The sequence below is a fragment of the Vibrio sp. S12_S33 genome (assembly GCF_963889785.1).
Lineage (GTDB): Bacteria > Pseudomonadota > Gammaproteobacteria > Enterobacterales > Vibrionaceae > Vibrio > Vibrio aestuarianus.
In genome coordinates this window covers 40,987-61,580 of record NZ_CAWPQZ010000014.1, presented here as the reverse complement: position 1 = coordinate 61,580, position 20,594 = coordinate 40,987, and the positions used below count along the sequence as shown (strand labels likewise).

The 20,594-nt window shown below is 40.5% G+C and carries 21 protein-coding genes and 1 tRNA gene; 5 read left to right on the top strand and 17 right to left on the bottom strand.

Annotated features, from left to right (window positions below; all coding sequences use genetic code 11):
- Positions 1–124 precede the first annotated feature (124 nt).
- The 13 genes from flgL to AACW06_RS08815 all read right to left on the bottom strand — a co-directional run bounded on the left by flgL (position 125) and on the right by AACW06_RS08815 (position 12,867).
- Positions 125–1,318, bottom strand: a complete 1,194-nt coding sequence (flgL, locus tag AACW06_RS08875) for a flagellar hook-associated protein FlgL (RefSeq protein WP_192074792.1) — start codon at positions 1,316–1,318, stop codon at positions 125–127.
- Positions 1,319–1,328: 10 nt separating this feature from the next.
- Positions 1,329–3,203, bottom strand: a complete 1,875-nt coding sequence (flgK, locus tag AACW06_RS08870) for a flagellar hook-associated protein FlgK (RefSeq protein ID WP_192074791.1) — start codon at positions 3,201–3,203, stop codon at positions 1,329–1,331.
- Between the two features lie 138 nt (positions 3,204–3,341).
- Positions 3,342–4,247, bottom strand: a complete 906-nt coding sequence (flgJ, locus tag AACW06_RS08865) for a flagellar assembly peptidoglycan hydrolase FlgJ (protein WP_192074790.1) — start codon at positions 4,245–4,247, stop codon at positions 3,342–3,344.
- Between the two features lie 10 nt (positions 4,248–4,257).
- A complete protein-coding gene (locus tag AACW06_RS08860; protein ID WP_192074789.1) occupies positions 4,258–5,349 on the bottom strand; it encodes a flagellar basal body P-ring protein FlgI in 1,092 nt (363 codons plus the stop codon).
- A gap of 47 nt (positions 5,350–5,396) precedes the next feature.
- A complete protein-coding gene (gene flgH / locus AACW06_RS08855) occupies positions 5,397–6,176 on the bottom strand; it encodes a flagellar basal body L-ring protein FlgH (protein WP_168521383.1) in 780 nt (259 codons plus the stop codon).
- A gap of 23 nt (positions 6,177–6,199) precedes the next feature.
- A complete protein-coding gene (flgG, locus tag AACW06_RS08850; protein ID WP_053310983.1) occupies positions 6,200–6,988 on the bottom strand; it encodes a flagellar basal-body rod protein FlgG in 789 nt (262 codons plus the stop codon).
- A 21-nt stretch (positions 6,989–7,009) separates the two neighbouring features.
- A complete protein-coding gene (flgF, locus tag AACW06_RS08845) occupies positions 7,010–7,759 on the bottom strand; it encodes a flagellar basal-body rod protein FlgF (RefSeq protein WP_053310982.1) in 750 nt (249 codons plus the stop codon).
- Positions 7,760–7,955: 196 nt separating this feature from the next.
- Positions 7,956–9,260, bottom strand: coding sequence for a flagellar hook protein FlgE (gene flgE, locus AACW06_RS08840; protein WP_168521381.1), 1,305 nt, complete (start codon positions 9,258–9,260; stop codon positions 7,956–7,958).
- Between the two features lie 29 nt (positions 9,261–9,289).
- A complete protein-coding gene (gene flgD / locus AACW06_RS08835; RefSeq protein ID WP_192074788.1) occupies positions 9,290–9,997 on the bottom strand; it encodes a flagellar hook assembly protein FlgD in 708 nt (235 codons plus the stop codon).
- Positions 9,998–10,014: 17 nt separating this feature from the next.
- Positions 10,015–10,431, bottom strand: coding sequence for a flagellar basal body rod protein FlgC (gene flgC / locus AACW06_RS08830; RefSeq protein WP_192074787.1), 417 nt, complete (start codon positions 10,429–10,431; stop codon positions 10,015–10,017).
- Positions 10,432–10,435: 4 nt separating this feature from the next.
- Positions 10,436–10,831, bottom strand: a complete 396-nt coding sequence (flgB, locus tag AACW06_RS08825) for a flagellar basal body rod protein FlgB (protein WP_053310978.1) — start codon at positions 10,829–10,831, stop codon at positions 10,436–10,438.
- Positions 10,832–11,102: 271 nt separating this feature from the next.
- Entirely contained in the window at positions 11,103–11,930 is an 828-nt protein-coding gene (locus tag AACW06_RS08820; RefSeq protein ID WP_053310977.1) for a protein-glutamate O-methyltransferase, read from the bottom strand.
- Between the two features lie 10 nt (positions 11,931–11,940).
- Positions 11,941–12,867 (bottom strand): chemotaxis protein CheV, encoded by a 927-nt coding sequence (locus AACW06_RS08815; protein WP_192074786.1) that lies wholly within the window; start codon positions 12,865–12,867, stop codon positions 11,941–11,943.
- An 80-nt stretch (positions 12,868–12,947) separates the two neighbouring features.
- On the opposite strand from AACW06_RS08815, the gene flgA reads away from it, so the two are divergent.
- The 3 genes from flgA (at position 12,948) to AACW06_RS08800 (ending at position 14,597) form a co-directional block, all read left to right on the top strand.
- Positions 12,948–13,691 (top strand): flagellar basal body P-ring formation chaperone FlgA, encoded by a 744-nt coding sequence (gene flgA / locus AACW06_RS08810; RefSeq protein WP_192074785.1) that lies wholly within the window; start codon positions 12,948–12,950, stop codon positions 13,689–13,691.
- A gap of 127 nt (positions 13,692–13,818) precedes the next feature.
- On the top strand, positions 13,819–14,139 hold the full coding sequence (gene flgM, locus AACW06_RS08805) for a flagellar biosynthesis anti-sigma factor FlgM (RefSeq protein WP_192074784.1): 321 nt from the start codon (positions 13,819–13,821) through the stop codon (positions 14,137–14,139).
- 32 nt (positions 14,140–14,171) lie between these two features.
- Entirely contained in the window at positions 14,172–14,597 is a 426-nt protein-coding gene (locus AACW06_RS08800; protein ID WP_053310973.1) for a flagella synthesis protein FlgN, read from the top strand.
- A gap of 69 nt (positions 14,598–14,666) precedes the next feature.
- Here the strand turns inward: AACW06_RS08800 and flgP are convergent, their stop codons facing one another.
- Together flgP and AACW06_RS08790 are read right to left on the bottom strand one after the other, a co-directional pair.
- Positions 14,667–15,098 (bottom strand): flagellar assembly lipoprotein FlgP, encoded by a 432-nt coding sequence (flgP, locus tag AACW06_RS08795; RefSeq protein ID WP_192074783.1) that lies wholly within the window; start codon positions 15,096–15,098, stop codon positions 14,667–14,669.
- Between the two features lie 9 nt (positions 15,099–15,107).
- On the bottom strand, positions 15,108–15,743 hold the full coding sequence (locus AACW06_RS08790) for a FlgO family outer membrane protein (protein ID WP_053310971.1): 636 nt from the start codon (positions 15,741–15,743) through the stop codon (positions 15,108–15,110).
- Positions 15,744–15,904: 161 nt separating this feature from the next.
- On the opposite strand from AACW06_RS08790, the gene AACW06_RS08785 reads away from it, so the two are divergent.
- Both AACW06_RS08785 and AACW06_RS08780 read left to right on the top strand, forming a co-directional pair.
- Positions 15,905–17,038 (top strand): flagellar assembly protein FlgT, encoded by a 1,134-nt coding sequence (locus tag AACW06_RS08785; protein ID WP_192074782.1) that lies wholly within the window; start codon positions 15,905–15,907, stop codon positions 17,036–17,038.
- Between the two features lie 54 nt (positions 17,039–17,092).
- A tRNA-Arg gene (locus AACW06_RS08780) sits at positions 17,093–17,169 on the top strand.
- Between the two features lie 190 nt (positions 17,170–17,359).
- On the opposite strand, the gene AACW06_RS08775 is transcribed toward AACW06_RS08780, so the two are convergent.
- Positions 17,360–19,543, bottom strand: a complete 2,184-nt coding sequence (locus tag AACW06_RS08775; RefSeq protein WP_192074781.1) for a DEAD/DEAH box helicase — start codon at positions 19,541–19,543, stop codon at positions 17,360–17,362.
- A gap of 2 nt (positions 19,544–19,545) precedes the next feature.
- On the bottom strand, positions 19,546–20,487 hold the full coding sequence (locus AACW06_RS08770) for a HamA C-terminal domain-containing protein (protein WP_192074780.1): 942 nt from the start codon (positions 20,485–20,487) through the stop codon (positions 19,546–19,548).
- Between the last annotated feature and the right edge of the window lie 107 nt (positions 20,488–20,594).

The window sequence follows — 20,594 nt, the reverse complement described above, 5'->3', positions numbered from 1 at the left end:
TGCCACTTTCGTTTGCCGCTCTGTTGCCACTTTGCCTTTCGATTGTATATCAGCAATTTTCAGGCCAATTTTTCAACACATTCTATTCTTCGCACATATGGCTAAGCACATAAGGCAATGAAGTTTAGATATAGTTGAACAGGGTTAAATCTTTTGTTTTACCAAAAGCTTGTTGCGAAGCCTGCAATGCGCGGGAGTTTTCATTAAATTCGATCACAGCCTCGGCATAATCGAGATCTTCAAAATTACTCTTCGATTTCGCCAAACTTATTTTAAAATCTTCATGCTGTTCTTCTTGAATATCTAAAGTACTTAAACGTGCACCAATATCAGTACGCACTTTATTTAAGTGAATAAATGCAGCATGAAACTCTTCGGTGATCTGATGTAATTTCGCCGTTGATGACACATCAGAAACCGAGCTTTGGGACAGCGCGATAGCCTCTTTGTAACTATCAAAAAGACTATATGTAGAACGAGGTTCCAAAGAGACAACATCACCTTTCGAGATTTGTCCTTTCACATGAATCGTTAAATCTTGATATTGAATGCCTTTTTGCGGATCAAACTCATCCGCAGAGACGACACTGCCATCTTGTTCTAATTGATAGCCATACTTACCGTTAGGCATATCGACAAAAGTAACTTTGTAGCTAGATTGGTCGTCAGGGTTTAAGTTTGTCGCTCGCTCAAGCAGTAATTCAGACCCCTCTTTTAATTGATAGTCTGGCTCATAGTCGCCAAAAGGATTATCAATCTCCATAAAGACTTTGCTTCCTGGATTATTAAAAGGGACTTCTAAACTATTAGAGATTTTCATCTTTCGCTGATAATCATCGCCGGCATATGTCACGTTACCAGCGTTATCTCTAAAGAACGGTTGGTTCTTGGGCTTAGTACCGCCAAAGATATAGTTACCAGACTCATCCTGAACATTCGCTAAGTTGAGCACATTATTTGAGACTTCTTGTAACTCACGCGCCATCGCTTCTCTATCTTCCGGCGATAACGAGCCATTAATCATTTCCATTACCGTTCGTTTAGCTTGGTCTGCGAAACTTTCCGTATTGGCAATAATCACTTCTTGATGCTCTAGACGGTTTCTGACTAAAACAATCGAATCCAAATACTGACGTAGTTGCTCTTCTTGCTGACCCACATTTTGAATGTAGTGAGTCGCCAGTGGATTATCACTGGCCGATAATAGTTTCTTTCCCGACGCCAATTGAGCTTGGTTATGGTGAACTTTAGACTCTTGGCGACGAATATCGTTTTGCACTGACTGGTAATTATGGAAGCTGGATATTCTAGTTAACATTTATCGCCCCCTATCTAAGTTGCAAAATCGTGTTAAACGTTTCATTGGCCGCTTGCATAATCCGCGATGAAGCCATATACGCTTGTTGAAATTTCATCATGTTGGCGGCTTCTTCATCGAGGTTTACCCCAGAGATAGAAGCGATTCGTTCTTGCGCTGCTTCTTTCTCAAGCCTAGATACATCGGTCAAGCGGGAAGCCGTGGCTAATTGCAAACCAACATCAGTGTTGAGGTTATGATAAATATCTAGCACTGTTGATTCGTTATCATTGAGTTTCTTGTCGGTTTGAATGTTCTGCATTTTGCGCAAGTTGCCGTTATCACCTTCAGAGGGGACAAGATTTGCCGTAAATTTATCATTTGGCAACGCGCCAGGTGTTAACTCAAAAGTAGTACCTAACACTGTGACAGGACTTAATGGTGGATACGCTTGTGGCGAGAGCAATATATTGCCCTTAGTGTCCGTTACTGCAAACTGATCGCCTTGGGGTGACACGACGACTTCAAACTCACGCACATCCCCCGCCGCAAGTATGTTAAATTTGGCCGTACCTTGAGCAAACGTAGTGGAAGCTTCAAAACTTTGAGCGGCAATTGCCGTCGGATCATTGGTTGCCATCTTCATGATTGCCGCACCGTTGCGAGTTGGACGCAGTAAAACTCGCTCCCCTGTTTCTGGCGCATTACGAATATCTATTCGCATTCCATCTAAAAAAATACTGTCACGCACAACCGGAACATTAACCTGCTCACCGCTGGGTTTAGTAGCAACATAGTTACTGCCGTTGAATTGCAGAGAGTACTCTCCGCCTTTCAATAGTGATATATCTTCGATGAAGACCGCTAAATCAGCTTGCGAATTACTGGATGTCACCACACGTGAACGTGCCACTAAATCAGAGTTTACATCAGTAAAAATGGCTCGCCCGACATTGCCACGTAAATCCAAACCTTGGGATTGCAACTTATTCACTTCATAAGAAAATGAGTTAGCCATACGCCCTAGTTCATCCATTACATACGGAATATGTTTGTCACGCATATCAAGCAAAGCACCAATTTTCCCATCAATGTCTTTGGATGTGATCGGTTTAATGCCTCGACCTTCAACCATCGCCAAACGTCGTTGGTGGACATCAGGATACCCATCAATCATTTTTAATTGGCTGGCTTCCGTACCAGATACTAAAGTGTGGCCATTACCGATATGGATATTAAAACCTTCCGCATTTTTTCTTGGTGTCACGGTAACTTTGGTGTACTCAGAAAGTTCAGCTACGAGCTTTTCATGTTGATCCATCAAATCGTTATGTGGACCGGGGGTGCGCATCATTAAACGCTGCAAATCCCGTAATTCAAGGGCTAATTGGTTAATACGCTCGATACCCAGATCCAACCCCTTATTAGCCACATCTGATTGGCGGCGAATGGTTTCATGGAAATCATTCATGTTTTGAGTGAGCAAGTCAGCTTTCTCTAGCACAACTTTACGCGCACCAACATCATTTGGGCTATCGGCAAGGGTTTTAATGGCATCAAACCATTCATTTAAGTTTTCAGGTATTTTTTTCGATGCGACCGAGGAAAGCATTTTCGACAACATGTCTAAATTTTCTTCCACATCCTTTTTGAAAGAGAAACTGGTGGTCGAAAGGTTCAGTTCATTAACGGCAAATTGATCCCATGAGCGGCGAACTTTTTCCACATGTACGCCCATACCGTAGGTTTCACCACCGTATTGACGAGGCGCATTGGTCCCTTGGATCACAGACTGACGGCTGTAACCATCTGTATTAACATTAGAAATGTTATGACCTGTCGTGCTAAGTTGTCTCTGAGCGGTAAGTACACTTTGGGTACCTAAATTCAGAAGATCCGACGCCATACTGCCCCCGAAAACCTAATCAAATCAGTAGTTACTGAATATCTAAATTAGCATTTGCAATATGTATGCCAGATAAGCGGAATTAAAAGAATTGGAGATTGGATATAAAAACAGCCAGTAATACTGGCTGTTAAATGGTTATTCCATTGAGTTTATTTGAGATTTAACCCTTAATACTTTCTCTGCATATTGAGGGTCTGTGGCATATCCAGCATCGTGAATACCACGAATAAATGATTCATCATTTCCGCCATGATTTAGCGCGATTTTGTAACGAGGATTATCATTTAAGAAGCGAACATAATCATTAAAACTGTCTTGATAACTATCGTATGAGCGGAATGCAGCCTTCTCCATCACAGGCATATTGTCGTGATACTCTAGCGTTTGAGTGGCAACTTTATCGCCTGACCAACTGCGATCCGCTTTAATGTTAAAGAGGTTATTACTGCTACCACGTGCATTCTGTACCACTTTTTGCCCCCACCCTGTTTCTAATGCCGCTTGTGCTAACAGTAGTGAAGAGTCGACACCTAGCGATCTTGCTGCTTTTTCCGCATAAGGTTTCATTGAGGTTACAAACGCTTGTGGAGAATCGAATTGACTTGACTCAGCGGTTACTCTATCAGCTTCCATCATCTCTTTTGAAGCTTTACTACGCTCAATACGACGCATCGCTTCTTGGAAGCCATCGTTGGTTGGCTTATCCATTGGTTGCTCAGTCTTACCTTGACTCAGCTGAGCGACAATCATATCTGCAAGGCCTAACGACCCTGAAGCACTAAGCTCACTCGACATTTGCTCATCGAGCATTTGGCGATAAAAGTCTTCATTTTGGCTATTAAACATTTCCGATTTAAAATCAGCATTTGCATCGCGCATTGACTTGAATAACATAGAGGTAAAAATAGCTTCAAACTGTTTAGCTGCAGCCGTTAATGCCGCATTCTCGCTATCTTTATCACCATTAGTGGCTTGCTGACGTAGCTTATCTAAGCTGGCGATATCGTGAATAAAACCAATATCATTCGGATTATGAATCATGTTCCTCTCCTTAGATAATGATCAACTGGCCTTCAATTGCTCCAGCCTGCTTTAAAGCTTGTAAAATCGCCATTAAGTCAGATGGTGCGGCACCCACTTCATTCACTGCTCTGACTAAATCATCTAAAGTTAAACCTGGTTCAAACTTGAACATTTTACCCTGTGCTTCCTTAACCGTAATTTCACTATCAGGAACGATCGCTGTTTGACCACCTGAGAAAGCATTAGGTTGGCTCACATTCAGGTTCTCTTTAATTGCAACCGTCATACCACCGTGAGTCACTGCCGCGGTTTTTAAGCGCACGTGTTTACCAACAACAATGGTACCGGTACGTGAGTTAACAATAATTTTTGCCGAACCATCCGCAGGATCAAACTCGATATTTTCTATGGCAGAAAGAAAGGCCACACGTTGGCCGACATCTCGTGGTGCTCGAATACGCACTGAAGTCGCATCAACGGCTGTTGCCATTTGTGGACCAAGGAAATTATTCACCGCATCAGCCATGCGCTGAGCTGTTGTAAAATCAGATTCAATGAGGTTAAAGGTGATGAAATCGCCACGGCTAAAGGGGCTAGGAACTTCACGTTCAACAATTGCCCCACTTGAAATTAGCCCCACAGTTGGGTTGTTGCCAACAATTTTTGACCCATCAGCACCGCTGGCACTAAACCCGCTCACGACTAAGTTACCTTGTGCTACGGCGTAGACTTGTCCATCCAAACCTTTGAGAAAAGTTTGCATTAACGTGCCACCGCGTAAACTCTTTGCCGAACCAATGGAAGATACCGTTACATCAACCGCCTGCCCTTGCTTAGAGAATGCCGGCAACTCAGCGGTAACAATAACCGCGGCAACGTTTTTAGTTTTAGGCTTCGTACCTGGTGGCAACTGAATGCCGAAGTTTTGTAGCATGGCATTAAAGCTTTGATCAGTAAAAGGCGTCGATTCGCCAGTACCAGGTAGACCTGTCACCAAACCATAACCCACCAATTGGTTGCTACGTACGCCTGCGACTTGAGAAACATCTTTGATACGAGCAGCATGTGCTTGAGTAGCGATCAACAGCAAACTCAAAACAAACAGTGTGAATTTTTTCATGGTTTGGTCACCTTAATTTCTATTTTCTTTACGTCAAAACGTCGACGCTAAAGAGAGACATTAAAGAATCGTGCCAAGAATCCAGGTTCTTGCATATCTTGATTGGTGCCAGTGCCCGCATATTGAATTCTAGCGTTGGAAATACGAGTTGAAGCAATGGTGTTATCAAAGTCGATATCATCTGGACGAATGGTACCACTTAAGCGGATATACTCATCTCCCGTATTGAGAGTTAGCCATTTTTCACCGCGAATCACTAAATTACCATTAGCAAGAACTTCAATCACTTCCACTGTAATAGAACCGGAAATACTGTTACTTTGGTTTGCCTCTGCACTGCCATTAAAATTATTATCATTCTTTAGCGCATAGGAAAAATTATAATCCCCGATAGTGAGATCTTTACCGCCAACCGCTAATGGATCCATGGAGGAATCGTTAGATTTTGATAAATCAGCATCGGCACTTTTTGCCGCTTTAGTGCTCTCATCAAGATTTACAGTAATGATATCGCCAATACCACGCGGTTTAGAGTCATCGTATAGACTATTGATGTGCTGAAGATTAAACAACGATCCCGTTTCAGCCGCATAATGTTCGGGTTTCTGCTTTGGATGGATGGGCGCCCAAGCAGGATCGCCAGCAAGCGGATCAGTACGACTACGTAATGTATCAACCAAACCTGAACTTTCTTCTGATGCTTTGTCACCTTCAACGGCATCAACAACCGTTGTACCCTGTACCGTTTCAGGAGTCTCTGTCGGTGGCTGCAACATGCTACAGCCAGACATCACAGTGATAAAAGCTAGGCTCAATAAACGTTTCATCGTGGCATTCTCTTAGTCAAATATTAAAGCTGTTGGTTAACGAAACTCATCATTTTATCAACCGCAGAGATAACTTTTGAATTCATCTCATAGACACGTTGGGCTTCAATCATGTTGACCAATTCTTCAGTCACATTCACGTTTGAAGTTTCAAGCATCGATTGGCGAACATCACCCAGACCATCAAGGCCTGGAACCCCTTCTTGAGGGTCACCACTGGCACCAGTTGGTAAATACAGGTTTTGACCAATAGGTTCTAGACCACCGGGGTTGATAAAATCAACTGTGGTAATTTGCCCAACAACTTGATTATCTTGTTGACCACGAACTCGAACCGAAACTTCCCCGTCATTACCTACCGTAATTGAGATAGCATCTGGTGGAATGACAATTTCAGGCTCTAAATTGTAGCCTGCTCCTGAAGTAACAATTGCGCCTTCATCGTTCAAGGTAAATTGACCATTTCGGCTATAGGCAATATTACCGTCTGGCATCAAAATTTGAAAAAAGCCATCACCTTCGATCATCATATCAAGGCTATTGGTAGTGGTTTGTGCATTACCATTGGTGTGCACTTTTTGCGTGGCAACCACTTTCGAACCGGCACCTAGCATTAAACCGCTTGGTAACTCGGTATTTTGCGATGACTGGCCGCCAGGCTGGTTGATGTTTTGATAGAATAGATCTTCAAATACAGCGCGACCTTTTTTATAACCGATGGTCGAGGCGTTCGCTAGGTTGTTCGAGATCGTCGCGATGTTGGTTTGTTGAGCATCAAGCCCGGTTTTACTTACCCATAATGCAGGTTGCATAATAATCTCCTTTTGCGCTTATTAGCTCATGCGAAGCAGTGAATCGGACGCTTTGTCCATGTCTTCTGCCGTACTCATCATTTTGACTTGCATTTCAAACTGACGTTGAAGATCTATCAGGCTCGTCATTTCACTCACCGCGTTGACATTACTGCCTTCTAAAGCTCCCTTTAGCAGTTTTACATTGGCATCTGCTTCGAATGCCACATTTGGGTCCTTCGCTCGGAATAGACCATTAGTATCTTTGTATAACGTTTGATTATTAGGGCGAACCAATTTGATACGATCAACAATTTCCATTGCATCAGCAGGCGCACCTTGTGGAAGAACAGAAATGGTGCCGTCATTGGCAATTTCGACTTTGCTCAATGGAATCGGCAATGTGATCGGAGCACCCGTTTCACCTAACACTAGATGACCACTACCGTTCATCAACAGACCATTTTGATCGATATTAAGATTGCCGCTGCGAGTTAAGCCTTCACTGCCGGTTTTATCCATCACTGAAATCCACCCATCACCTTGAATGGTGACGTCGAGATCTCGACCTGTGGTGATAACACTGCCTTGATCGAAACGATGACCCGGGCGCTCTGTCATGCTAAACACACGGCTCGGTAGCCCATCGCCGTATGCTTGCATTGAGCGGGCTTGCGCCAAATCAGCACGGAAACCCGTGGTACTGACGTTTGCTAGGTTGTTCGCTCTTAACTGCATTGCCTGCATGTTTTGTTTTGCGCCACTCATGGCGAGAAACAGTGCGCGGTCCATAATGTGCTCCAATAATCATCGTTCGATCATTAAAAGCAATTGACGTGCCAACTTTTATTTTACCTAAAAGTCAATGAGTTAAATAAAAACAGAGAGGAGGGTATGGGAGAAAACTGCCGCTTATCATTGCTAATGGCAACAATACCAAGTTAACATTGCCGCTAACTTGGTATTCCAGATAATGACCGTTACGGTATTAACGAATCTGTAGGATATTTTGCTGTAGCTGATTATGTACTTCTAGAGAACGAGAGTTCGCTTGGAAGTTACGCTGAGCTGAAATTAAGTCTACCAGCTCTTGCGTCATATCGATGTTTGATTGCTCAAGCGTACCGTTATTGATAGTACCAAACGATCCTTTGTTAGATTCCCCCCAGATTTTATCACCTGAGTACTGCGTAGAATCCCACTGTGTACCGCCTTTCTTATCTAGCCCTTGCTCATTCGGTACACGCACTAAGCCAACACGACCCAGCATAATGTTTTCACCGTTTGAATAAGTACCTAATACACTACCGTTTTCATCAAAATCAATTTTGGTTAAAAAACCTGTGGTTGCACCATCTTCATCAAATTTCGTTAATTGAAATGGAGCAGCAAACTGCGTTGCTGAGTCTAGGCTAAATGATAAAGTTTGGTTTGGATCGGCACCGTTTAGGTCGATAGGGTTAGCCCCTGTGCCTAACGGTTCAGAAACGATATTTTGGCCGTTATTTAGACTTGCCAGCGTACCATCATTATTAAACTTCATCGTATGACCAACATGACCCGTTGGCGTAGATGCATCACCACCCACGATATTCACTGGCTTTTCGCCTGCTTTATCCGACACCGTATAGTACGTTTGCCATGTATTCTCTTGAGTTTGATCTTTCAAATAATACGTGGTGAGTTTATACGACTGACCCATAGAGTCATAAATAGTCGAAGATGTTGAACGGTTGTAAGTTTCCGGGTCATTAAAATCAAATAACGTCGGATCTTTCAGTTCACCATTCGCAGGCAAGTTAACACCAACTTCAATATTCGCAGTCTGTTTTGGTTTACCAAATTCAGCAGGAATGTTCAGTGGTTGAGGCTCATATGAAAGCACATCGCCCGTATCTGGGTTTACCTGATAGCCAAGTAGAAACTCATCGTTCGACGTTACCATGTAGTTGTCTTTGTTCAGGTGGAAAGCACCATTACGCGTCAACTCATTTTGTTGTGGGATGAGACGCTCTTTCGCGACCGCAAAAAAGCCTGTACCAGAAATACGCAAGTCCATCGGGTTGTTGGTATAAATACTGGAACCTTCATGAAATTGCTGTGCCACTTTGTTTGCTTGAACACCGCCACCAGGAGTGGTCTTAGCATTGGTAAACAAAGAATTTGAGTACACATCACCGAACTCCGCACGAGACTCTTTAAAGCCAAATGTGTTTGCGTTCGCAATGTTATTACTGGTTGTGTTCAGATCTAACTGAGCTGCGGATAAACCGCTTAAAGATATATATGACATTCCAAAATCTCCTATCTAGCTAGCGTTTACTACGCTTTGCCAACTTCTAGTACTTCAGCAAGTTTAACTGGCGATGTAAATCCAGCCAGATTGAGCAGTACGTTACCATCACCTTTACCAAGGAGAACACTATTGACGTTTGCATAGGTCGATACCGCAAACTCTTTACTTTCTCCATCCAACAAACCCGAAGCTTTCACTTGGTATTTGCCGCCCGGCAATGGATTACCGTTTTGGTCTTTACCGTCCCATTCAACACGATTGTCACCGGCAGATTTTGCACCGACATCAAAGGTACGAACCAATTGCCCAGCTTCGTTCTCAATTCGGACAAACAAGTTCTCCAAACTTTGAGGAAGCTTAACCATTGCTGCCATACCTTGACCATCTTGTTTAATCCCTGCCGCACCTGGTACTAATACATCACGACCGACCAATGATGATGCTTGCAGAGCTTGGTTTGATGTCATTGACGAGTTGAGACTCTCAAATTGAGTGTTCATCTTGCCAATACCATCGACGGTTGCAAATGAAGCCATTTGCGCAATCATCTGGTCATTGCTAACCGGCTTAAAAGGGTCTTGTTGAGCAAGTTGCTTGGTGAGCAACGATAAGAAATCCTCTTGTTTGAGGTCTTGCTTACCCGTTGTATCTTCAGGCTTCTTTTGGTCTTGAAGACTTTTAAGCTGGTCAACATAGGACAAGCCGCTTTGACCAACGTTATTAATTCCGGCCATACGCTACCTCCTTATCCTTATTGACCCATCTGCAGCGTACGCAGCAGCATTTGTTTACTTGCATCTGCCACTTGTATGTTCGTTTGGTACGAACGAGAGGCAGAAATCATGTTAGCCATTTCTTCCATTACGTTAACGTTTGGCTTATAGATATAACCCTCATCGTTAGCTAATGGGTGATCTGGGTTGTACTCCGCATTCAACGGCTTATCGCTTTCTATAATACCTAATACTTTCACTGGCACATTATGGTCTCGGTTATAACGTGCTTTACTTAACTCAGCGCCAAACACAGCATGACGTGCTTTGTAAGTGTCTTTAGCTGAACTACTCACACTGTCCGCATTTGCAAGGTTACTTGAGGTTGTATTTAGACGAACAGATTCAGCACTCATTGCAGAACCAGTCACATTGAACACATTAAATAGGCTCATCTAATTATTCCCCTTTAATTGCTTTCGTTAAGTTCTTGAATTTACTTCCTAAGAAGTCGAGTGATGCTTGGTGTCTGATTTGATTTTGCATAAACAAGTTACGCTCTAAATCCACATCCACCGTATTACCATCCCCTGTATCCGGCTGGGTAGGAGTTCGATATAGACTTTCCCCAGTCACATTGGTAGAGGCAGAAATATGCCGACCATCCGTACGGTTAAGCCCAATGCTTGCCCCCGAACTTGCCGCCTGCAACGCTCTACTGAAGTCCATTCCTTTTGCTTTAAAGCCAGGCGTGTTTGCTTGTGCGATATTGGTGGAAATCACCTCAGCATTGCGCTCACGGACACCAACAGTGTATTGGTGAATACCTAATGCATTGTCAAAAGAAATAGCCATGTTTACCTCTACAATAAGAACTGACCGTTATCACTTAGATTAAAGCAATTACTGTACCAACTTTTTAAGTGGTAAATTGAATTTAATCTTAGCTACCTTTGCAAAATATAAGCCGCTTTTCTCTAAAAGAGGCGTAATGATACTTGAACAGCGGAAAACACCTCGCTTTAGCGATAACCAACAATCAGGCGCTCAAAACAGAACTCAACACAAACGAAAATCCAAACAAAAAAACCCAGCAAAAGCTGGGCAAGTCTGAGATGAATAACAACTATTTTAATTTATATATGATACCTGGATTACAGCGAACCATATCAAACTTATCTGTTAACCCCGTAAGAGACTCCGACGCCCCAAGCAACAAATAACCACCAGGGTTTAAGTTGTTCGCCATTTGATTAAGCACTTTTGATTTCATGTCCGGTGAGAAATAAATCAATACGTTACGACAAAAAATAATATCGAATTTACCCAATAAAGCATAACTTTCCATCAGATTTTGAGGTCTAAAGTTAACAAGGCGTTTGACGTTATCTTTGATTTTCATGCGCCCATCGCCAGCATCTTCAAAGAAGGTTTTACGACGCTCTGGTGAAAGACCTCTACCTAAAGCAAGGTTGTCATAAATCCCTGCTTTGCACATATCCAACATACTGGCAGAGATATCGGTAGCAGTAATCGAAACACTAGGCAACATCCCCGGTTTACGCTGTTGGGTTTCTAATACCGTCATTGCCATAGAATACGGTTCTTGACCTGATGAACTTGCCGCTGACCAAATTTTTATAGGACGTTTTTTTGCCGCAACTTCCGGCAAAAGACGTTCTGCTAAAACTGTAAAGGGGTAAGAGTCACGGAACCATAATGTTTCATTGGTTGTCATCGCATCAACAGCAGCAACACGTAGTTCACGATTTCTCCCTGTCACTACATCACGCAACAAATCAGAAAGAGAAGTTAACTTGAATTTCGCAACCAAAGGACTTAAGCGACTTCTCACTAAGTACTGCTTGCTGTCTCCAAGTACAATTCCGCACTGAGATTCCAAAAAACGGCTGAAGTCGCGATATTCTTGATCGCTTATAGTTATAGCTGTCATTAATTTCTCTTTAGTTAACTAGTGCAGCTTTCACCGCATTCCCAAGCTCATCCGGGTTAAATTTAGCGATAAATGAATTCGCGCCGACTCGCTCAACCATGGCTTGGTTAAAGACCCCACTCAACGAAGAGTGAAGAATTACATACAAATCTTTTAAATCTGAGTTACGTCGAATTTCTGCAGTTAAGGTATAGCCATCCATCTCTGGCATCTCAATATCTGAGATAATCAATGAAATCTGATCGTAAATAGGCCCTTCAGCAGCCATTTCAATCAGTTTCTCATAGGCTTCTTTGCCATCTTTCACTGAAACCACTTCAAAACCAATTGATTCGATAGCTCTTTGTACCTGTTTACGCGCAACCGTTGAGTCATCGGCAATCAAAATACGGCGCACAATTTCTTTTTCTGCTTCAGCTTGAGTAATAGACTCACCAATTGATGAATCCATAGTTTCGTCGACAGGAGAAATTTCTGCCAGAATTTTCTCTACATCAAGAATTTCAACTAGCTCATTGTCTATATTAGTGACAGCCGTTAAGTAGTTTGCTCGACCAGAACCATCAGGCGGTGGAAGGATCGCTTCCCAGTGCATATTCACAATTCGATCAACTGAACTGACCAAGAATGCTTGAATTGTTCGGTTAAACTCAGCAATAACTACAAAGCATTTATCAAGATCAGTCGTTGGACGTCCGCCAACTGCCAAACTTAAATCAATAACAGAAACAGTTTGGCCTCGAATATGAGCAATACCTTTTACTAAGCGATGTAAATTCGGCATTAAAGTCAATTTAGGGCACTGGAGTACCTCTTTTACTTTAAATACGTTGATACCATAACGTTGGCGTCCCATCAGGCGAAACGTTAGGAGTTCCAATCGGTTTTGACCGACGAGTTGCGTACGCTGATTCACAGAATCAAGAATACCCGTCATAAGCTCATCTCCATCTCAAACTTTTGTGCTAAAAAGTGGTAGTCTACTACAAGCCATGAAGAAACCAGAGAAAAGGCACGATGCATCCACAAATATGCTTACATCTACTTTCCATAACTAAGTGTAGAGCTTTCTATAGAAAATTTTACACATCTATCGGCTTTTTATTGTTTTTCTTTAATCTTTCTGTGCATTCTGCCACTTTAGAGCAAATTGAATCAATTCAACAAGTAGCACAACAGCATATTTTAGATACGGTTGAATGGCCTATCGGTGGAGAGTTAAACACACAAGCTGCCAATATTGATGAGCGCATTTACGCCACCAACTGCCCCTCGCCTTTAATTACATCATCCTCATCAAATAATGGTACCACGAGTAACATTACCGTTCTTGTTGAGTGTACAGAGGATAATTGGAAAGTCTATGTACCAGTCAGGCTGATGATTTCTTTACCGTTAGTTACTGCAGCCGTCCCTATGTCTCGCGGCCAGATCATCACTCAACAAGATGTCACCATGACCATGGTAGACTTACACCGCTTTCGTCGACAAGGTTTTTCTGATACCGACAGAATAGTTGGAGCAAAGGTAAAAAGAAATGTTCGCCTTGGTGATGTGATTGAACAAAATGATATCTGTGTGGTATGTCGACATGAAAGTGTTGTCATTCAGGCGGTAAAACAAGGTATGAGTATCACAACTAAAGGAACAGCTCTCAGTGATGGTATCCTTGGGGAGCAGATAAAAGTGAAAAATGACAAATCAAACCGTATAATAGATGCACAAGTGACAGGAATTGCGGAAGTAACGGTACAATTTTAATACCTTCAGTTTTACAGTGAATGTGTGGGAATTGTTAACGAAGTGAAGCAGAAAAAAGTGCTAAAGTAATTAAATACACTGTCGATATTGACTGTACAGGTTTCCATTTCATTAATAAGGCTCACATATGGCAAGTATTGATAACATACGCTCGGGGCAGACATTAACGACGACAAGTCGTAATCCCGCTCGTTCCGAATCAAATTCGTCTTCATCATCATCCGATGCAGTTTCCCGTTCTTCGCAAAATCAAGACGCGGTGTTACTGAGTCCTCAGGGAAAAGCAATCGGTGAGATGCATAACAAAATGGTGTCGCAACCCAGTTTTGATAATGCAAAAGTAGCAGCGATCAAAGAAGCGATTGCAAATGGTTCATATAAGGTTGATCCTGAAAAACTTGCAGACAATATAATTAAATTTGAGAAAGAATTGGGTGGCTTCGAGTAATCCAAGTTTTTGATTAATTAAGGCAAAATATAATGGCTGTATTGAAAGACTTAGTCGATTTTCAATTGAAAAACGCACTTGAACTCTCTCAGTTACTTGAAAAAGAAAAAGTAGCCATTACTGGCCGTGCCGCCACAGAAATCGAAGCCATTGCTAAACAAAAGATGACCTTAATTGGACAACTGCAACTGACCGATCAGCGAATTGCTAAACATCCTCATATCGAGAGCCTGACTGAAGATGAAAACCTGTCACAACTCGTTGATCAAATTCGTTCAATTGTCCACGACTGCCAACAAGCAAACTTGGTTAACGGTGAAGCACTACAACGTGCTCAATTGAGCTTTAATAAGTTGAATAATTTGATGCAGCAAAGTCATGGCAAAATAGGCATGACATACAATGCTGGCGGTAAAACGCATACCGTATCAACATTAGGTACGAACATAAAAGCATAAATTTAATGCGTTAAAAAATAGAAAAGCGACAATATTTGCCGCTTTTTTTGATCTGGAGAGAGTGTGAAATTAAAAGAGTGTCTTCTGACGTTTTTCAGGAACTTGTTGAACCTCGCCATAATCACGTAATTTATCCATTTTACGAATATCAAGACGTAATTCAGTAACGTAACTGTCGCCAACTTTATAACTTCGTACCACTTCAGCACCACGAATCACACCATCAACCGCTCCAGATGTCAACTCAGTGCCCAAGCGTTGATTTTGCAACTCAGCTCGACCGCTAACTCGCATGCCGTAGACTTGCTCGGCCAACTCACGATACGCATCAATTTTAGAAGCACGCATCGCACGTACTTGCTTTTCCTCTTCACTGCGCCCTGTTTGCTCACTAATGCTGGCATAACCAACGGCGGTAAGCCAATCATCAGCTCTCATTGTTTGCAGTGGCTGACACCCGACCATAACCACTGCAACCAGAAGCAATAGCAATTTTTTCATTGTTATCTCCTATGGACGCAGAATGACCGTGTAAGGTTGCGTGATAGTTGGATCTGAACGAATTAACACACCATCTTGCGTTCGGATACTGTTCAGAGTATCCAAATCTCGTCCTATCCGATCTGCAGGCAAAAAGCCTTGCGCTGTAGCAACTACTACTCGTGATTGCATTCCAACCACACGAGCATTCACCAAAACACCACCGTCTTGTCGCAGCATTGTCCCAGTCAAGATATATTGTATCTCTTGCTCTTGTGCTAGGTCTTTCCAATCACGGCTAAAGGCGAAATCACCTTGTTGAGTCACCTGGATTGAACCTGTGGTTTTAAAATCTACGACTTTAAAGCCACGACGCTGGAACTGATGGATAAAACCTTCAGACACCGAATTTCCTAGCCAGTTAGTTGAATCCATACTTTGTAAATCCACAAATGATGTCACAGCAATGGGCGTACGCGCAGACACACTGGTGTTTGAAACCATCAGATCTTCGGTCATACTCTCAACAAAGAAATCTAACGTGTGACGTGGACTCTCCATTAACATAAACTGTGAACCACTGTATGGCTCTTTTCCGTTATAAATCGGGGCGTAAGCGCAGGCAGTTAGAAAAACTACGGGCACAATCGAAAGCCATTTTTTCATTCTCTTATCTCCAGATATACTGAGGCAACTTTCGCTCCAAACTTTATAAAATAAAAACTGGAACACTCTTTGCTTTTTAAAATTAGTCACTATTTCAAAATGCATTGCCTAAATCAGCTAAGATTCTAAAAGCAAAATTTATACCTAACTGGCAAATAACAATGAAAAAATTTATTTCTGTTTTATTTTCAATGCTATACATAACAAGCTTTACTCAAACGGCAAATGCCGCATGGTATGAAGTGACTGGTACATCAGCAATTGTCTCTTCTGAGGAAGTAGCTCGCCTGAATGCACTAGAAGACGCCATTTATAAGGCGGTAAACTTTGCCGGGGCCGACATTGGTAGTATTAGTAACCTAAGACCACTACTAGAATCCTCACGTAATGAATATCAATTTACTAACCACGAAGTGCGCTACGTATTGGTTGAAGAACATAAAACACGCCAAGGTGTCATGTATGTCAAAGCACGAATTGATATTTATCCTTCGGCAACAGGTTGCCACGTAAGTCAGTATAAAAAGACGTTCTTAGTGGGCAATATTGACCTAGCTTCCCCACAACAAGCCGTTATGGGGCAAATATATAATGTGGGCGATGACTTTGCTCAAGTCATTAATCGTCAGTTGGATCAAGAGTCTCGTAGCTTTGTCTCTGTTGGCACCACTGACTATTTCATTGACAAACAACACTCAGAACGATTAACCATGATCGCAGAGGATACAGGAGCACAATACATTCTTGGCGGTGTCATTACCGATTTAACGGCAACGATTGATCAAAAACTGCTACTTGATGATGTGATTAACCGTCAGTTTGCCATACAGATGCAGGTCTTTGATGGAAAAACGGGTCAAGAGGTTCTCACTCGTAATTATCGTGAAGTGGCCAAGTGGCCTTTTGCTAAAACGAGCCAAGTCGATACGAAAAGCGCACGCTTCTGGGCATCAACCTATGGCAACATGATGCTTCGTGTTAGTCGAAATATTATGTTGGATCTAGAATCTGAACTTTCATGCAAAATTACCTTACCAGAAGTGGTCGCAAAGTTTGGTAATACCATTACCATTGATTTAGGAAGAGTACACGGCGTAAAAACAGGGGATAAATTACAGTTGTGGCACACCGGCTCTTTCATCGACCAAAAAGGGTTACCTCGCAATAAAGTGACGCAAAGTGATATCACACTGACAGTCACAAGAGTGTATGAAAATGAAGCAGAGCTCAGCGTTGACCAACAAAACCTTGCCGCCAGTATCCAAATTGGCGATGTTATGCACAAACAGCTTTAATTTTTAAGTTAGGTGGTTAACTTTATGGAAATGTTGAGTAAACTACCCACCTCAGCTCCCGTAGCTCAGTAGGATAGAGCGGCCCCCTCCTAAGGGGCAGGCCACAGGTTCGACTCCTGTCGGGAGCGCCAATTCCATCAATGGCTAAGCGGTTAGTAACCGCTTAGCCATTTTGCTTTTCTGGATTTTTGTGTAGCAATTGTGTAGCAAATTGAATGTACAAAGATGGAAATTTGCCTACCTATTCACAATCTATTAATCTCCGTCCAAATCAGGCATGTATTACCAAAAACCGAAATCACACAAACAAGAGCATCTAAGTTAAAGGTTTTCCGTTATCTTTTTTCGTTCATAGTCTAATAAATTTGGCATATCAAATAGTTTTCTGCGCCTTATCTCTTCAAGCACTGCATCTTGATTTAAACTATCAGATATTTTAGTTTGCAATTTATCTATAGCTGAACGAGGTACTCCAAATTCCGATAAGATAGCTAAATTATCTTGAATAAAATCATTTTCAATAGAGCTAGCGTAATACAGATAATTTCCAGCTCTTCTCCCTTCTTCTAAACATACAAACTTCTGTATTTCATGTAAAACAATCAACCACTTGGGTATTTTATATTGAAACCAATGTCTTAGAATCTGAAAACTATCGCGAATAGCATCATCAACAATATCCGCTTTGTCTTTATTCTTGTTACTTTCCAATCCAAACTTGTAAGAACACGTATTCTTCACTAGCTCATTTATATTTTTATTCCAACCATAATCAAATGTTATCTTAACTAGTCTAGCTTTTGTCATTGGTCGTAGAGATTCATTCGGCTTAGGTAAATAGTCCCAAGCAAGTCCAAGGCAATACTCTAATTGCGCATAAGTCGGAGTTGAATCCCAGCATATTAGTTTATAATTCCTATGGATATCATCCCTAATTTTTTTAAGAAGGCTTTCTTGACCTTTGATATGAATAGAATTTTTTGAAAACAAAGCCTTCTCTTCCGGTGGTAAAGAATTTATATATTCAAACTGACTAGTTTCTTTATTAATAACTTCATTTTCATCTATATTAATTAAAACTTCATCAGATATAGGGCTCTGCTCAAAGAAAGGAATATCCACATACATTTGATTCCTTTCTGGTATTTCATTAAAATTATATATTACACCGACATAATGCTCCATCATTCTGCCAGCTCTACCCTTGATATTTGAATAATCAAAGAAATCAACTTTAATATCCTTCCCTTTCTTTTCATCAAAGAAAATGACATTTTTAGCACTTGTATTTACACCTTCAATAATAGTGGCCGTGCAGAATAAATGCTTGATTTTACCCAAATTAAAATATTCTATAATAGTGGATGTTATATGCTTCTGTAGAGCACCATCATGAATACCTATTCCTCTTTTCAAAGATTTAATCAAGCTCCATTCTTTAGAAACATTTTTCTCTATCCATTCAATGATATCAATTTCATCACTCGTTTCTTCCACTCCCTTTTCTATAAGATATTGACAATATTCTTTAGCTAAATACCTTGCTCTATAAGGGGATGCACAATATATTAACGAATGCTCTTCTTTTTTATCCCATAGAAGATCAAAAAGTACCTTCTCTTTATATTTTTTCTTCTCACCTCTTTCACCAAACATCCCCTGATGTTCTTCATATACATTACACTCTTCACAAGCAACCAAACTATATTCAGTTTTATAAAAAGTAGCGTTATACTTATCTTCAAAACCTTTTGAAATCCCCTCTACATTTGGACCAAGAAGATAAAACTTAGGATTGAATTTTTTTAATAAGTAATTGAATGCATTATTTAATGTATCAGATCTTTCATCATCTCTCTTAGTACTAAGTTTATAGAACTCATCAATAATTAAAAAATCTACACTTTCAAACATAGAATATTCATTAACTCGTTCGGCAGTAAAAAGAAATATATTACTTTTATTTTTATCTGGTTCCTGAGAAGTTCGCAATATTAATTTATATTGTTCATTGTACTTATTTAACTTTCTCCTTGTTTCATCAAGCAAAGCTAGAGTTGGTTGTATTATAACTATATTCCTATAATCATTTGAAGCAATCACATCCTCTATGAGAAGACTTTTACCAAAACTAGTTGGTGCGCTAACTACTATATTCTTATCTAGACGAAGAATATCAGATAAATATTTCTGCTCATCATGAAAAACCTTACCGGATATCTTACGTGAACTGTTATTTTTATATCTTATTTTTGCACCAGTGGAAGATAGCTTTAGATTTTCCTTTTCTAAATATGGATAAAAACCTATAGATTCAATTAAATCAGCCAACATATCATCTAGAGAATCATTAAATTTATGCCTATACTCCAATATATATATAAGAATTTCCATTCCTTTTTTTTCATTTTTAACAAACATACGAGAGCACACATCATATAACTTAAACGTATCACTTAAAGAGAAATCATCCCTATTTTTTATTAAATTTATAATGCTATCCAAAGCTAATCTCCAACCTGCTGAAGCAAAGATAATTTATTATGAAGCCGTTTGACCAACTCCACTTTACATTTTACAGGAAATAGTATGAGGGTAATATTTACATTTGATTTTAATGGATGATCATTTTTGTCTTCAAAATATTTCTTTAAGTCGTTTATTTCTTTTTTATATTCATAAACAAATTGCTCTGCATTCTCATCATCAAATTTAGTAAATAGATCGCTACTATATGTACACAATAACGGTATATGAATTTCTTTAAGTTTATCCTTCAACTTTGTTGTACTTGATAAAGCCACTTTCCAACGCTTTGAATCATTATTTTCTTCAAAATGCTTTATCTTTTTAGATATAAGGGAAAACTCAGAATCTAAGTAGTCTATTTTTATATGTTCTTTTATATCCTTTATTAATTCAACCAGACCTCTCTTAGGATTTAAATATAACTTAGATTCACCCAACCACAATGATTCGGTTTCCGGTTGAATGTGAACACCATCAAATCCATGGACAGTATGCCCTAAAGAGTCTTTGAAATAAATTTTAGATAACAAGGGAACAGTATTAAAGTTATCTCTCAACAATAAATGTAATATAAGCTCTCCGAATTCACCCCGTCTTAGATATTTATCTGCAACATCATCATCAATATGACCTCCATTTAAATAAATATCTTTAACTTTTTGAAATTCATCGATTTTATAAATCGCATCAGCAGCGTCAATAATTTTACCCAACGTTTGAGTATTGTCAGTACTTGTTCCCTCATGGTATCCAAATGAGAACTCATGTATCACAGCTAGTATTCTCTGTATGAATTCCTTCCATCGATACTGACTAGCACCATCATCAGTCAAATCAAATCCAACTAGATAAGCTCTAAGAGTACTTCCCGATATTTTTTCTTCTATAACGCAACGCGATCCAAATGGTCCATTTTCCATACAATTCCTATAAGGGTCTCATAAATCCAAACTATCAGCACTGTATATAAACACATACATAACCATATGATTTATTTCTAAATTTTTTAACAGTATGCTATAAAATT